This window comes from Massilia sp. Se16.2.3 (assembly GCF_014171595.1).
GTDB lineage: Bacteria > Pseudomonadota > Gammaproteobacteria > Burkholderiales > Burkholderiaceae_D > Telluria.
The window spans coordinates 1836509-1850583 of record NZ_CP050451.1 but is presented as its reverse complement, the minus strand read 5'-3'; the positions used below and the strand labels follow the sequence as shown (position 1 = coordinate 1850583).

12 protein-coding genes and 1 pseudogene are annotated in these 14075 nt (G+C 64.5%); 6 read left to right on the top strand and 7 right to left on the bottom strand.

Going from position 1 to position 14075, the window contains the following annotated elements; genetic code table 11:
* Positions 1–306: 306 nt before the first annotated feature.
* The gene (gene proC / locus G4G31_RS08545) at positions 307–1122 is read right to left on the bottom strand and encodes a pyrroline-5-carboxylate reductase (protein ID WP_182991056.1); all 816 of its coding nucleotides are present in this window, start codon (positions 1120–1122) and stop codon (positions 307–309) included.
* A gap of 14 nt (positions 1123–1136) precedes the next feature.
* Positions 1137–1837, bottom strand: a pseudogene (locus G4G31_RS08540) (YggS family pyridoxal phosphate-dependent enzyme).
* Positions 1838–1928: 91 nt separating this feature from the next.
* Between G4G31_RS08540 and G4G31_RS08535 the strand changes: the two are divergent.
* From G4G31_RS08535 to G4G31_RS27865, 6 genes are all read left to right on the top strand, one after another.
* Positions 1929–2972, top strand: a complete 1044-nt coding sequence (locus G4G31_RS08535) for a type IV pilus twitching motility protein PilT (protein WP_182991055.1) — start codon at positions 1929–1931, stop codon at positions 2970–2972.
* Positions 2973–3059: 87 nt separating this feature from the next.
* Positions 3060–4196: a PilT/PilU family type 4a pilus ATPase gene (locus G4G31_RS08530; RefSeq protein WP_182991054.1), complete on the top strand. Its 1137-nt coding sequence runs from the start codon at positions 3060–3062 to the stop codon at positions 4194–4196.
* Positions 4197–4286: 90 nt separating this feature from the next.
* On the top strand, positions 4287–4778 hold the full coding sequence (locus G4G31_RS08525) for a glutathione peroxidase (protein ID WP_182991053.1): 492 nt from the start codon (positions 4287–4289) through the stop codon (positions 4776–4778).
* A gap of 93 nt (positions 4779–4871) precedes the next feature.
* On the top strand, positions 4872–5858 hold the full coding sequence (locus G4G31_RS08520; protein ID WP_182991052.1) for a MerR family transcriptional regulator: 987 nt from the start codon (positions 4872–4874) through the stop codon (positions 5856–5858).
* Between the two features lie 261 nt (positions 5859–6119).
* On the top strand, positions 6120–6587 hold the full coding sequence (locus G4G31_RS08515) for a chemotaxis protein CheW (protein WP_182991051.1): 468 nt from the start codon (positions 6120–6122) through the stop codon (positions 6585–6587).
* Positions 6588–6620: 33 nt separating this feature from the next.
* Positions 6621–8309: a methyl-accepting chemotaxis protein gene (locus G4G31_RS27865; protein WP_182991050.1), complete on the top strand. Its 1689-nt coding sequence runs from the start codon at positions 6621–6623 to the stop codon at positions 8307–8309.
* 10 nt (positions 8310–8319) lie between these two features.
* On the opposite strand, the gene G4G31_RS08505 is transcribed toward G4G31_RS27865, so the two are convergent.
* The 5 genes from G4G31_RS08505 to G4G31_RS08485 form a co-directional block, all read right to left on the bottom strand.
* A complete protein-coding gene (locus G4G31_RS08505) occupies positions 8320–9060 on the bottom strand; it encodes a S9 family peptidase (RefSeq protein WP_229425461.1) in 741 nt (246 codons plus the stop codon).
* Positions 9061–9106: 46 nt separating this feature from the next.
* On the bottom strand, positions 9107–9658 hold the full coding sequence (locus G4G31_RS08500) for a hypothetical protein (RefSeq protein ID WP_182991049.1): 552 nt from the start codon (positions 9656–9658) through the stop codon (positions 9107–9109).
* Between the two features lie 199 nt (positions 9659–9857).
* Positions 9858–10544: a pentapeptide repeat-containing protein gene (locus G4G31_RS08495; RefSeq protein WP_182991048.1), complete on the bottom strand. Its 687-nt coding sequence runs from the start codon at positions 10542–10544 to the stop codon at positions 9858–9860.
* A 50-nt stretch (positions 10545–10594) separates the two neighbouring features.
* Complete coding sequence (locus tag G4G31_RS08490) at positions 10595–10909, bottom strand: hypothetical protein (RefSeq protein ID WP_182991047.1); 315 nt, start codon at positions 10907–10909, stop codon at positions 10595–10597.
* Positions 10910–11055: 146 nt separating this feature from the next.
* The gene (locus G4G31_RS08485) at positions 11056–13863 is read right to left on the bottom strand and encodes a TonB-dependent receptor domain-containing protein (protein ID WP_229425460.1); all 2808 of its coding nucleotides are present in this window, start codon (positions 13861–13863) and stop codon (positions 11056–11058) included.
* Between the last annotated feature and the right edge of the window lie 212 nt (positions 13864–14075).

Here is a 14075-nt window from a genome sequence, read left to right as displayed (position 1 = left end):
GGCACGTAGGGTGGACGGCTATTTTGATGCACCTGATCCCCGGACCGCGTGAGCCGTCCACGCGTTCAAGCACCATTTGAAACCCGCGTCGCGTCTATGCCGGCGTGATTTGAACGCGTGAGCGGCGCTTACGCTGCGTATTAGCACCTGGACGGGTGGAGCCGATCACCCTACGAGTCCGCGTGGGCACGGGGCGCCCACCCTACGGGCTGCGGCGGTGACCGTAGGGTGGGCGCCCCGTGCCCACGCTGTAAAGTTCAAGCGCCGTCTGAACCTCGCGCCGCGTCACTACCGGCATGCGTTGCATTACCCGTCGCGTCCCAACTCGTCGCCCAGCTCGCGCCCGCGGGCCGCTGCCGCCTTCATCGCGGCCATGATCGCTTCCTTCACGCCCGACGCCTCCATGCTGATGATGGCTGCGTGCGTGGTGCCGCCTTTCGAGGTCACGCGCTGGCGCAGCACGTCCAAGGGCTCGTCCGACTGCGCCGCCAACTGGGCCGCGCCCATGAAGGTGGCCAGCGCCAGCGCCTTGCCTTGCGCACTGGAGAGGCCCATCTCGGCGGCCGCCGCCTCCATCGCTTCCAGAAAATAGAAGACATAGGCCGGCCCGCTGCCCGACACCGCCGTCACCGGGTCGATCAGCGCTTCGTCGTCCAGCCAGACCGTCTGCCCGACCGCCGCCATGACCTGGTCGGCCGCGGCGCGCTGGGCCGGGCTGACTGCGGCGGTGGCCACCATGCCGGTGATGCCCATGCCGATCAGGGCCGGGGTATTGGGCATCGCGCGCACGATGGTGCCGTAGCCGAGCCAGCGTGCGAGGTCGGCGCTGCGGATGCCGGCCGCGATCGACAAGAGCAAGGGCGCGCCGCCCAGCCGCGGTGCCAGCGTGGCGGCAACCTCGCGCATCTGCTGCGGTTTCACGGCCAGCACGATCACCTCGCAGCCGGCCACCGCGCCGTCGATGACTGCCGCCGTCGTCACCCCGTAACTGGCCGCGAGACGCGCCAGCGCTTCCTGGTTCGGGTCCACGACGTGGATCCGGGCCGCGCCGCCCAACTGCTTGACCAGGCCGGCGATGAGCGCAGTGGCCATGTTGCCGCCGCCGATGAAAGCGATGTTCATGTCGTGTCGATTCCTTAGTGGTATTCGCGCGCACCGAAGATGGCACTGCCGACGCGCACGATGGTCGCGCCTTCGAGGATGGCGGCCCCCATGTCGCCCGACATGCCCATCGACAGGGTGTCGACCATCAGGCCGTCGGCGCGCAGGCTTTCGCCGAGCCGGCGCAGCGTGGCGAAGGCGGCGCGCTGCAGCGCCGGGTCGCTTTGCGGTTCGGGAATGGCCATCAGGCCGCGCAGGCGCAGGTTCGGCAGCGCCGCCACCGGCGTGCCAGCTCGGGCAGTTCGGCGGCGGTGGCGCCGCTCTTGGTGACTTCACCGCTGATGTTTACCTGCAAGCAGATGTTCAGGGGACCGCGCTCGGGCGGGCGCTGCTCGGACAGGCGCTGGGCGATCTTGATGCGCTCGACCGTGTGCACCCAGTCGAAATGGGTGGCGATCGGTTTTGTCTTGTTGCTCTGGATCGGACCGATGAAATGCCACTCCAGGGACAGGTCAGGTTGCGCGCGCGCCACGGCGGCGATTTTTTCGACGCCTTCCTGCAGATAGTTTTCGCCGAAGGCGCGCTGGCCCGCCGCGATGGCTTCCAGCACTGCTTCCGTGGGGAAAGTCTTCGACACGGCCAGCAGCTGGACGGTCGAACGGGGCCGCCCGGCAGCCTCGGTGGCGGCCGCGATTGTCGCTTCGACAGCTTGCAAGTTGGCAGCGATTGTGGACATAATCGTTTTCTATGGGGCAATATTCGGGACGATGCTGGAGAGCGTCTGCCGAAGAGCGGCCAGGAGCGCCCTTCACTGCACAGGATTATAAATGGACATCTCAGAATTACTCGCCTTCTCGGTGAAGAACAAGGCTTCCGACTTGCACCTCTCGGCCGGCCTGCCGCCGATGATCCGCGTGCATGGCGACGTACGCCGCATCAACCTGCCGCCGCTCGAGCACAAGGACGTGCATGCCATGGTGTACGACATCATGAACGACGGCCAGCGCAAGCAGTACGAGGAAGTCATGGAGGTCGACTTCTCGTTCTCGATTCCGGGCCTGGCGCGTTTCCGCGTCAACGCCTTCAACCAGGAGCGTGGCGCTGCCGCTGTGCTGCGTACCATTCCGTCGAAGATCCTGACGCTGGAAGAACTGAACGCCCCGAAGATCTTCGGCGACCTGGCCCTCAAGCCGCGCGGCCTGGTGCTGGTCACGGGCCCTACCGGCTCGGGCAAGTCGACGACGCTGGCGGCGATGGTCAACCACCTCAACGAAAACGAATACGGCCACATCCTCACCATCGAGGACCCGATCGAATTCGTGCACGAGTCGAAGAAGTGCCTGATCAACCAGCGCGAAGTCGGCCCGCACACGTTGTCGTTCTCGAATTCCCTGCGCTCGGCGCTGCGCGAAGACCCCGACGCCATCCTGGTCGGCGAATTGCGCGACCTCGAGACCATCCGTCTCGCCTTGTCGGCGGCGGAAACCGGCCACCTCGTCTTCGGCACCCTGCACACCTCGTCGGCGGCCAAGACCATCGACCGTATCGTCGACGTCTTCCCGGCCGAGGAAAAAGAGATGGTCCGTGCGATGCTGTCGGAGTCGCTGCAGGCCGTCATTTCGCAGACCCTGCTGAAAACCAAGGACGGCTCGGGCCGCGTGGCCGCGCACGAGATCATGATCGGCACGCCGGCAATCCGCAACCTGATCCGCGAAGCGAAGATCGCGCAGATGTACTCGGCAATCCAGACCGGCAGCAATACGGGCATGCAGACGCTGGACCAGAACCTGACCGACCTGGTACGCCGTAACATCATTTCGAGCTCGGCTGCCCGCGCAGCGGCTAAAATCCCGGAAAACTTCCCGGGTTAAGCGGGTCTCGACAAGCCTCTGGCGGCGTCGCCGCCCGCGGCTTTGTGAACGCGACAATCAACACGTTTCAATACCTAAAGGACCGCGATGGAACGCGACCAGGCCTCAAAATTCATGTTCGACCTGCTGCGCCTGATGGTAAGCAAGGGCGGCTCCGACCTGTTCATCACGGCCGGCTTCCCGCCCGCGATCAAGATCGACGGCAAGATGACGCCGGTGTCGAACCAGCCGCTGACGGCCGCCCACACGTCCGACCTGGCGCGTTCGATCATGAACGACAAGCAGACCGCCGGCTTCGAGCTCACGCGCGAAGCGAACTTCGCGATCAGCCCGGGCGACCTGGGACGCTTCCGCGTGTCCGCCTTTGTCCAGATGAGCAACGTCGGCATGGTGCTGCGTACGATCACCACCCAGATCCCGAAGCTCGAGGACCTGGAATTGCCGCCCGTCCTGAAGGACGTGATCATGACCAAGCGCGGCCTCGTGATCATGGTCGGCGCCACCGGCTCGGGCAAGTCGACGACGCTGGCGGCCATGGTCGGCTACCGCAACGAGAACAGCTACGGCCACATCATCACCATCGAGGATCCGGTCGAATTCGTCCACCCGCACAGGAACTGCGTGATCACCCAGCGCGAAGTGGGCGTGGACACCGACTCGTTCGAGGCGGCGCTGAAGAACTCCCTGCGCCAGGCGCCGGACGTGATCCAGATCGGCGAGATCCGCGACCGCGAAACGATGGAACACGCGATCGCCTTTGCCGAAACCGGCCACCTGTGCCTGGCCACGCTGCACGCCAACAGCGCCAACCAGGCGCTCGACCGCATCATCAACTTCTTCCCCGAAGAGCGCCGCCAGCAGCTCCTGATGGACCTGTCGCTGAACATGCGCGGCCTGATTTCGCAGCGCCTCATCCCGCGCAAGGAGGACAAGGGCCGCGTGGTGGCGATGGAGATCATGCTCAACACGCCCTTGATTTCGGATTTGATCTTCAAGGGCGACGTCCACGAGCTCAAGGAAATCATGAAGAAGTCGCGCGAGCTGGGCATGCAGACCTTCGACCAGGCCCTGTTCGACCTGCACGAGGCCGACAAGATCAGCTATGAAGACGCGCTGCGCAATGCCGACTCGGTGAACGACCTGCGCCTCACCATCAAGCTCAACAGCAAGCACATGAAGAACCGCGATTTCTCGGCCGGAACCGAGCACCTCGGTTTGGTGTAGGCGCACGCGCCTCTCTGGAGATACCGGGACTTCCGGTATCGTCCGCGCATCGTTTTCGGATGATAGCGGGACTCTTGGTATCATCCAGGAATGAACCCATCCAACGTCTTCGATTTCGAGGCCACGCTGCTCGACGGTAGCGCGGCCGACCTGTCGCGCTACCGCGGCAAGCTGCTCCTCATCGTCAACACCGCCAGCGCCTGCGGCTTCACGCCGCAGTACAAGGGTCTCGAGCAGGTCTACCAGCAGTTCCGCGCACGCGGGGTGGAGGTGCTGGGCTTCCCCTGCAACCAGTTCGGCCAGCAGGAGCCCGGCGACGCGGCGCAGATCGGGGCGTTCTGCGAAAAGAACTACGGCGTCAGCTTCCCGCTGTTCGCCAAGGTCGACGTCAACGGCGACGGGGCCCATCCCCTGTTCCAGTACTTGAAGCGCGAAGCGCCGGGCCTGCTCGGCACCCAGGCCATCAAGTGGAACTTCACCAAATTCCTCGTCGGCCGCGATGGCCGCGTCCTCAAGCGCTACGCGCCGACGACGAAACCGGAACAGATCGCAGCCGATATCGAGCGGGAACTCGGCGCCTGATTCCGCCCCGGGCAAGCCACGCGGCTGGACAGCTTGTCCGCGCGGCGCACGCTCGTGCGCTGCGCCTGCTCCCTTTCCATTAGTCTGGGGACCTTGTCCGATAGTCAAAGCGTGCCCAGCGTGACCTCCAGAAGCGATTCGCCATCCGTTACAGAGTTATTGACCATTACCGAGGTAGAACGCCAGACTGGAATACGGCCGGCAACACTGCGGATGTGGGAAAGGCGTTACGGCTTTCCACAACCGCTGCGTGACCGCAACGGCGACCGGGTCTACCCGCCTGGCCAGGTCGAGCGTCTCCTCGCCGCGCGGCGCCTGATGGCCCAAGGCGTCCGCCCTGGCAAGATATTCGCGGGTGGAGAAACGGTCCTTGCCCCCTCCCTGGCAAGCCTTGCGAATGCCGGCGCCTCAGATGCGCAGTACCAGCAGATCATGGACCTGCTACGCGAATACCGCGTCGCCGAACTGCACGGCCATCTCCAGTACCGTCTGCTCGATCTCGGCTTGCGCCGTTTTATCCTGGAGTTCCTCGCGCCCCTGACGACGGCCGTGGGCGCGGCCTGGGCAAGCGGCGCGCTGCCGGTACGTTGCGAACACTTGTACACGCAGATCGCCAAATCGATATTGCATGCCAAGCAGGCGGCCGTGCGGACAGCCGGGGACCGCGGGCCGAAAGCCTTGCTGGCCACGCTGACGGGCGAACAGCACGTGCTGGGGAACATGATGGTGGAGGCGGTCCTGGCGACGTTCGAGGTGGAGTGCATCCAGCTCGGCAGCGACCTCCCATCGGGCGAAGTGGCGGCTGCAGCGACCGAAGCTGCAGCCGACATCGTGGCCCTGTCATTCAGCGCTTCTTTCCCAAGAAGGAACGTTGCGCGCTCCATCGCGGCGCTGCGCGCAGCCCTGCCCGCGCGGTGCATGCTATGGGCCGGCGGCGCCGGTGCGCCTGCCGGCCTTCCGCGTTTGCCGGGTGTGTACGTCTTCCAGTCTCTCGACGCCATCGAACCTGCCCTGCATTTCTGGCGCGTCGAGCACGGTGCCGGTGCCGTCACTGCCCAGCACCGGACGGCGAAAGCTTGACAGGCCCGCACTTTTTCGTTGCGCCAAAGAAACGCTCAGCAATTTTGTCGCGTTTAGCCTGTCCGTCGCTTGTATTGGACAACAAAGTGTTTCGACACGGCAATAAGGACCGGCTCCCTGCTTGTATTGTACAAACGCCTTGTTGATGACGTTTCGCTAGCGATTTCGGGCTTTTGTTTCCTATTGGAATCAATCACATGCACTGATATCGTGCATGCGTGCGAACAGGCGCTGCCTGCTCCAATTTTGAAACCATCGGCCATGACAATCAAACAAGCTACGATCGAAGCCCTTGCCTTCCGGCTCGGCCAGGAAGAATACGGCGTCGACATCCTGAAAGTGCAGGAAATCCGGGAATGCGGTACGGCGACCCGCATCGCCGGCACCCCGCCCCATATCAAGGGCGTGATCAACCTGCGCGGCATCATGGTTCCGATCGTTGACCTGCGCCTGCGCTTCGGACTCCCCATGCCCGAGCAGGCCGCTGGCGGCGTCGTCATCGTCCTGAACATTGCCGGCAGCGTGATCGGCATGGTGGTCGACAGCGTCTCGGACGTCATCAGCCTCGGTGCTGACGAGATCCGCCCGGCACCGCGTATGGGCACCGGACTCGATACCGACTTCCTGCGCGGGATCGGTACCGTCGAGGGACGCATGCTGATCCTGCTCGATATCGAACGTCTGCTGTCCTCCGAAGAACTCGGCCTGGTCGAACGCCTGGCCGCCTGATCCCTCTATTTAACCTGTCCCTGGAACAATCCCATGTTTAACCATATGAAGGTGGGTACCCGCCTCATCGCCGGCTTCCTGATCCTGTCGGTGCTCAGTGCGGTCGTCGCTGCAATCGGCATTTTTAATATGTCGCGCATCAATGACAGCGCGAGCAAGCTCTATGAACAGGAGCTGCTAGGCGTTTCGTATGTCAAGGAAGCCAACATCAACCTGATCTATGTGGGCCGCGGCGTGCGCAGCCTTTTGCTGGCCTCGACCGAGCAAGAGCGCCAGAGCGCGGCGGCCGGCCTCGACAAGGCCCGCGCCCAACTGAAGGCGAACCTCGACAAGGCTGGCCCGCTGTTCTACACGGACAAGGGCAAGCAGATGCTCGCCGAGGTTGGCGCCGGTGTGCGTGAATACGAAGCCATGATCGCGGAAACGACAAAGCGCGCAGCGGGCGAGGCATTGCAGGAAAAGCGCGCCTCGGTCGACTATCTGTTCACTACCGTCGTGCCTGTTGCCAACGCGGTCGACAACCGCATGACCGACCTGGCGAACCTGAAAGCGCAGAATGCCGCCGCCGCCGCTGTGGACATCGCCGCCCTCTACCGTTCAAGCCGAACGATGATGCTGACGCTGGTGCTCGGCAGCGCCGCAGCCGGCATCGCCCTGGGCATGCTCATCACCCGCGGCCTGACGCGCCAGCTCGGCGGAGAACCCGCCTATGCCGGCGCCATCGCCAGCGCGATCGCCGGGGGCGACCTCACCGTTTCCGTCGAGCTGCGCCAGGGCGACAGCAACAGCATGCTGTTCGCCATGAAGGCCATGCGCGACAGCCTGGCGGGCATCGTCGGCCAGGTACGCAGCGGCACGGACACGATCGCATCGGCATCGAGCCAGATCGCCGCCGGTAACCTGGACCTGTCCTCGCGCACCGAGGAGCAGGCCAGCTCGCTCGAAGAAACGGCATCGTCGATGGAAGAACTGACCTCGACGGTCAAGCAGAACGCCGACAACGCACGCCAGGCCAACCAGCTGGCTTCGTCGGCCTCGGCAGTGGCCGAGCGCGGAGGCGCGGTGGTATCGCAGGTGGTCGATACCATGGCCTCGATCAACGCGTCGTCGAGGAAGATCGTCGATATCATTGGCGTGATCGACAGTATCGCGTTCCAGACCAATATCCTTGCCCTGAATGCGGCAGTGGAGGCGGCACGTGCCGGTGAACAGGGCCGCGGCTTCGCCGTCGTCGCTTCCGAAGTGCGCACGCTTGCACAGCGTTCGGCGGCGGCGGCCAAGGAAATCAAGCTCCTGATCGACGATTCGGTGTCGAAGGTCGATATCGGGGCAAAGCTGGTCGACCATGCGGGCGCCACGATGGATGAGGTGGTGGCGAGCGTGCGCAGCGTCACGGACATCATGGGCGAGATCACCGCGGCCAGCCAGGAGCAGACGGCCGGCATCGAGCAAATCAATATGGCCGTTATCCAGATGGACCAGGTCACGCAACAGAACGCGTCGCTCGTCGAGGAAGCGGCAGCGGCCGCCGAAGCGATGCAGGACCAGGCGGCCCGGCTGGCCCGTGTCGTGGCCGTGTTCAAGGTCGCCGCCGCGGAACAGACGCGCGCAGCGCTGCCGGTGCCGGCAGCAAAGGCAGCGCCCGCGCCACGCCTTGCCCGGCGTCCGGTGGCATCGATCCGCCAGACGGCGAGCATCGAGGCCGGCTGGGAAGCGTTCTAGGACGTAGCTGTCAACGCTTGTCGAACCAGGCCATGAAGGCGTCGTATTCCTTCTGCGCCTCCGGCAGCGGCCTGCCTTCCGGCGCCAGGTTGTGGGCCGCAGCCGGCACGCGCCGGAAACTCACGTCCCTGCCCTGCGCACCCAGCTGCGCGTACATCACCTCCGTCGACAGGACAGGCACGCGGGTGTCCTGCATGCCGCTGGCGATGTAGACACGCGCCTTTGCGTGCGCCAGGTCGTCGGCCGGCGCATGGGCGAAGAAGCTGCTCCAGCGCAGGTAGGTGTGGCCCCAGGCGAACTTGCTGGTGCTGGCCGGATCGGCCTGGATGGCATTCACGATGGCATCGAGCTCCTGCAGGCGCAGCAGCTTGACCTCGTCGCTGTCGGCCGAGCGGTAGATCTTGACGGCCTGGTCGTACAGCTGCGTCGGTCCGTTTGCGCCGAGCAGCACGACATCGGTCACCTCTGGAAGCGCCCGTGCCAGCCCCGCCGCCATGACCCCGCCTTCCGAGATGCCGACTACCAGTACGCGCGTACGGTCCACCTCAGGCCGCGCCAGGGCGTGACGCAGCGCCGTCTTCAAGGTGGCAAGCCAAAGGTCGTACGAAAAGTGTTCGTTGAAGGCGCCGGCGCAGCCCAGCGCGCTGCCAGGCTCCCCCTGCTGCGGTGCGTCCGACTGGTAGGGCTTGTCGACCGCCATCACTGCGTAGCGTCCTTGTTGCGCCAGCGGCAGCCAGGAATAGATGGTCAAAAAAAAGCCCGCGATGACGCGGGCTTGGGGTCTGCTACGACAAGGCTTACTTGGTTGCGGACGGGCTGACGGTCGGGGTGACGGTCGGCGGCACGGCTGGGGTGGCAGGGGTATCGGTGCTGGTCGCGCCGGTAGCGGCAGCGCCCGCGGTGGCGCCCGTTGCGCCGGTGCTGCCGGTGGCGCCAGTTGCTTCCGTGCTCGTGGTCACGGTGGTGTTGCCGACATCGGTGTTGGCGCTGGCAGGCGGGGTGGCGCTGCTGCCGGTCATGCCGCTGGCACCGCTGGTGCCGGTCGCCGACTCGGTGGCGGTATGCGACTTGGATTTCTTGCTGTGTTTCGTGTCATGCCTGGCCGTTGCCTTGGACTTTTTGTCGTCCGACTTCACTGCAGCCGCAGCGCCGGCGTCCTTGCTCTGGTCGTTCGCGGCAACTTTGGCTTCGCCATTCACGGTAGCCTTCACGTCCTTGTTGTCCACCACGACAGCGGTCTTCGAGTCCATTGCCTTGGTATCGGCTTTCGCAACCGGCTTGGCCGGGGATTGGGCGTATGCAGCGGTGGCGAACAGGCCGGCGATCAGGGTGGCGGTCAGTTTCTTCATGTGCAGCTCCTCGGTGTAGTTACTCAGCGTAATTGCTGGATGTGTTCTCGTGTGTAGTGCACGAAATGCATGTCACTGCACCAAGAACGGGGCCCGGACAGACGCTGTTGACCGTTTTAACAATTCCTTACAATCGTGGCATTTGCTTACAGACGCTGCAATGCCCGTTGCTGGCCGTCAAGCGCCCTTCTGCAGCCGCTCAGCCAACGTTCAATCCCAGCGCCCGCACCAGCTCCGCCGCCTGGCGCGGCGAGATGGTGGCGCCGGCAAACTGTTTCGCGTTCACGAGTTTCAGGCCGCCGAGGTCCGCTTCGCGCAGGTCGGCGCCGTCGAAGCGGGTGTCCTTGATGTGGGCCTCGCGCAGGCTGCCGCCTTCGAACACGGCCTCGCGAAAGTCGCAGCCCGACAGGTCGGCGTCGGCGAAGTCCAGCCCGACGAGCGTCAGCTTGCGAAAGGACATGCGGCGCAGGTCGGCGCCCACCAGCAGGCAATCGTCGAAGGACAGGCCGAGGTAACTCACCTCTTCAAAAGAGGCACCGGTCAGCTTGCAGCTGCGAAAGCTGCACGCGGCCAGCCTGGCGCGGCGCCAGTTCGTATTGTTCAGGTCCGAGGCGGCAAAGCGCGCGTCGACCAGGTCGCTGGCCTCGAAATCGGCCTGGCCCGCACGGCAGCGCTGCCACACGGTACGTGCCAGACGGGCGGCAAAGAACACCGTCTCTTGCAGGACGCAGTTGCGAAAGCTGCTGTCCTGCAGGTCCAGGCGCGAGAAATCGGCGCCGCTCAAATCGCAATTGTCGAATACGAGGACGGCGCCTTCGCGCAGCAGCGCTTCGATGCGCGCGCGGGTCGGCGACTCGCCTTCGATGGTGATGGTGGGACGTGGCATGGGTATCGCTTCTGGTCGAACGCCGCAGCGTCACTTGGGGATGCCGCGCCTCAGCGCGTTTCGATGCGCGCCGTGCCGTGGATGACGCAGGCACGGTTGACGTCCTCGAGGAAGCGGATCGCTTCGCCCTGGGACAGCGAGGAAGGGATCAGGCGCGCCAGCGCGGCTTCCTCGCTGATGCGATCCAGGCCATAGGCGATGCTGCGCGAGACGTCGCGTGCGGGTTTGCCGTCGCTGTTGTAGAGCGAATCATAGACGCCGACTTCTTCCCACAACGGAACAAAACCGGGGCTGGTGGAATCCTCGAAGACGACGACGGGCGCGTCGCCGCCCTCTTCGCGCACGAGGCGAAATACGAAACTCATTGCTGGCTCTTGTGGATCAGGAATGGGACGGATGCTATCACGGCCATGCCGGCGCTGCTGCCGGCGCGCCGAACCATGCGCTGCCTGCGGCCACGTAAAAAGACCAGGCCGCAGCCTGGTCCCCGATGCGCCGTACCTGCCGACCGTCAGAAGGTGTAGCTGGCTGCCAGCGCGAAGGTGCGGAACTGGGGAGACGTCGCGCTCCAGCCGCCGCGCCAGGCGATCGGACGCTTCTCGTTGAACAGGTTGTTCACGTAGAAGCTCAGCCTGACGTGCGGGATCCCCGAGTACGCCAGGCTGTAATCCACGGTCGTGTTGTGGCCGACGCGCTCGCAATCCTCCATGTACTGGGCAGCGACTTTCTGCGTCACGCAATAAGTCGGCTGGTCCAGGCTGTTGTTGCTGTAGCCGCTGCTGTAGTTCCAGGTGAGGCCGTGGTCGAACTCGCCCTGCTTCACGTAGGCACGGGCGATCAGCGCCAGGCGCGACCCGAAATCATAGGTGCCTGCCTGGTCCGGATCGTAGGCATTGGCCGCGACGCTGTACTGCTGGAACTTCAGCACATAGGTACCGTCCAGTTTCAGGCGTACGTCGGTGCCGCCGAGCTTGAAGCGGCCCGTCGCATCGAAGTCGAGCCCCGATACCCGGGTCCGGCCACTGTTGACGTAGGGGTTGTAGAGCATGCCCAGCTGGCCGACACCGCCATAGTTGAGGGTATTGTTCGGCGCATACTTGCGCACCAGGGCCAGGAACTCGTTGTCGGTGGCGGAGTTGTCGACACGGATCAGCTGGCCGGCCGGGAGGTCCGCCTCGCTCTTCAGGATGTCGGTAATCGCGCGGGTGCCGATCTCGTTGCGGCGCTCGAGGAAGTAGTAGTCGATCGCCGTCGACCAGTTCTTCACCGGCTGGAACACGAGACCGCCCGTGAACGAACGCGAGGTTTCCGGCTTCAGGTCCGGGTTGGACGAGACGAAGCTGGGCAGGTTGGCGAGGCATTCCGCGCTGCGGAAGCTGTTGGCCTGGGCCTTGTCGGCGGTGGTGGCGCCAGCCGCGCCCTGCACCAGCGCGTTGAGCTGGTTGGCGATCGGGCAGCGGCGCGGGTCGACGACGCTGCCGGCGACCGAGCTGCGGCCCAGGCCGTTGCCGGACTCAACGATATTCGGGGCACGGAAGCCGCCCGATGCCGTCGCGCGCAGCAGCAGGCTGTCGGTCACCGTGTATTTCAGGCCCAGCTTCGGCGACAGGTGCGCCTCGAAGCCATCGGTCTTGTCGGCACGCAGGGCCGCCTGCAGCTCGATGCGGCGACTCAAGGGAGCGGCGGTTTCGGCGAACAGCGCGTACTGGCTGACGCGGTCGTCGACCTGCAGGCCGAACACGCCCACCAGCTCGCCACGCAGCACATTTTCCGAGCTCTTCATCCAGTAGCCGTTGCTGCGCACGTCGGTGCCGAGCGCGAATTTCAGCGGGCCGGCGGGTAGCTGCAGCAGCGTGCCCTCGACGGTGGCATCGAAGAACTTGACGTCGGACTCGCCCTCGGTGGTACGCACCGGGAACATCGCCTCGAGCAGTGCCGGGTCGTTCTGCTGCCCGAACTTGTAGGTGCGGTTGAGGATCGCATCCGTGTAACCCCTGGCGCTGACGGCGCGGGTGGACTTGGTTGCGTTCGAGGTCGTCCAGCCCACGGCCGAGCGCCAGTCATAGGTGCCGATCGTGCCCTGCAGCGACAGCATCACGCGCGACTGGTCCGCTTCGGTGCGGTTGAAGTTGAAGCCGTTGCCGGTGTCCATCATGCGCGCACGGTACTCGGTCGGCACGTTGTAGGGGTTCATCGGATGGCCGACCGGCAGTTTCGGGTACGAGAACGGGCCGACCATCTTGCCGCCATACACGTCGTACCAGATGCTCGTCGCGCTGGTGGCAGTCTGGTTGCTGACGCTGAACGGCGCCACGATGTAATCGGTCTCCGTACCGGCCGTGGTGATCTCGAAGGTGGCATCGGCGACACTGCCGATCCGGAAGTGGGTCATGCTGGCGATGGCATGGCGCTTGTTATCGGTCGTGATGCCCGTGTACGGCAGCACATCCCATTTGCACAGCTTGTCGGTCGGGTCGATGTTTTCCGGCGGGCAGCCTGGGGCTCCGACGATGTTGGTGGAGCTGCGGAAGTAGTTGCCGGTTGGCGAGAACGAACTCTTCGCGTCCCAGGTCGAGCGGCCTGGTGTCTGGCGGTGCCATTCCGGGTAAAACGGGCGAATTTCGCCTTGCGAGTAGCCGTCGCGCTTGTAGGCTTCGGCGGTGAGGTAGGTATTGAAACCCTGCTCGGCGAGGTCGCCGTAGCCGACGATGGCCGACACGTTGCGGCTGCGTAGGTCGTGAAAGTGCTGGGCTTCCTGGTACTGGGTGCGCACGCGAGCGCCCTGGAAGTCCCTGCGCAGGATGATGTTGACCACGCCGGCAATGGCGTCGGAACCGTAGATGGCCGACGCGCCGTCCTTCAGGATCTCGATGCGCTCGATGGCATCGCTGGCGATGGCGTCGAGGTTGGTGAAGTTCTCCTGGGCGCCGTCGGCCAGGCCATATGGCGCGATGCGGCGGCCATTGACCAGGACCAGGGTCGAGACCTTGGTCAGCCCGCGCATGCTCACGCCCGAGGCGCCGGTGGCGAAGCTGCCCGAGCTCGCGGTGGCCGAGTTCAGGTCGGTGTCGATGGCGGCGGTCGAGGTCAGGATGCCGAGCGCGGTCATCTGGCCGGTTTTTTCGATGTCCTCGCGCGTGAGCACCTGGACCGAACCGGCTGCTTCCGCTTCGGTGCGTTTGATGCTGCTGCCGGTGACCTCGACGCGCGCCATCTTCGGTTCTGGCGCGGGCGCCACTTGTGCGACCGCATAAGCCGGGAAAGCCAGGCTCAGCGCTATCGCGAGGGTGTTCTTGTTCAGGTTGTTGTTGTGCTTCACGACATCTCCGAGGTATGGATTTTTTATTGTGGTTTTGCTTCTCCCATGCGATGCCGGGCTGGAACGTATGCACGGCATGCATATGAATGACTCTTGCATAACATTGCACGGACGCAAAGTTACCAAGATGAATAGTTTGACAAGACGCCCACTTTGATAGTAGGCGCCGGATTGTTCATGGCTTCAGGAAGATCGGAGGCGGGCGGCCTCCG

Excerpts from the sequence above, each read along its gene's own strand:
- proC (WP_182991056.1), bottom strand. The coding sequence starts at position 1,122 with ATGAACATCGCTTTCATCGGCGGCGGCAACATGGCCACTGCGCTCATC.
- G4G31_RS08530 (WP_182991054.1), top strand. The coding sequence starts at position 3,060 with ATGGAACGCGACCAGGCCTCAAAATTCATGTTCGACCTGCTGCGCCTG.
- G4G31_RS08525 (WP_182991053.1), top strand. The coding sequence starts at position 4,287 with ATGAACCCATCCAACGTCTTCGATTTCGAGGCCACGCTGCTCGACGGT.
- G4G31_RS08515 (WP_182991051.1), top strand. The coding sequence starts at position 6,120 with ATGACAATCAAACAAGCTACGATCGAAGCCCTTGCCTTCCGGCTCGGC.
- G4G31_RS27865 (WP_182991050.1), top strand. The coding sequence starts at position 6,621 with ATGTTTAACCATATGAAGGTGGGTACCCGCCTCATCGCCGGCTTCCTG.
- G4G31_RS08495 (WP_182991048.1), bottom strand. The coding sequence starts at position 10,544 with ATGCCACGTCCCACCATCACCATCGAAGGCGAGTCGCCGACCCGCGCG.
- G4G31_RS08500 (WP_182991049.1), bottom strand. The coding sequence starts at position 9,658 with ATGAAGAAACTGACCGCCACCCTGATCGCCGGCCTGTTCGCCACCGCT.
- G4G31_RS08490 (WP_182991047.1), bottom strand. The coding sequence starts at position 10,909 with ATGAGTTTCGTATTTCGCCTCGTGCGCGAAGAGGGCGGCGACGCGCCC.
- G4G31_RS08535 (WP_182991055.1), top strand. The coding sequence starts at position 1,929 with ATGGACATCTCAGAATTACTCGCCTTCTCGGTGAAGAACAAGGCTTCC.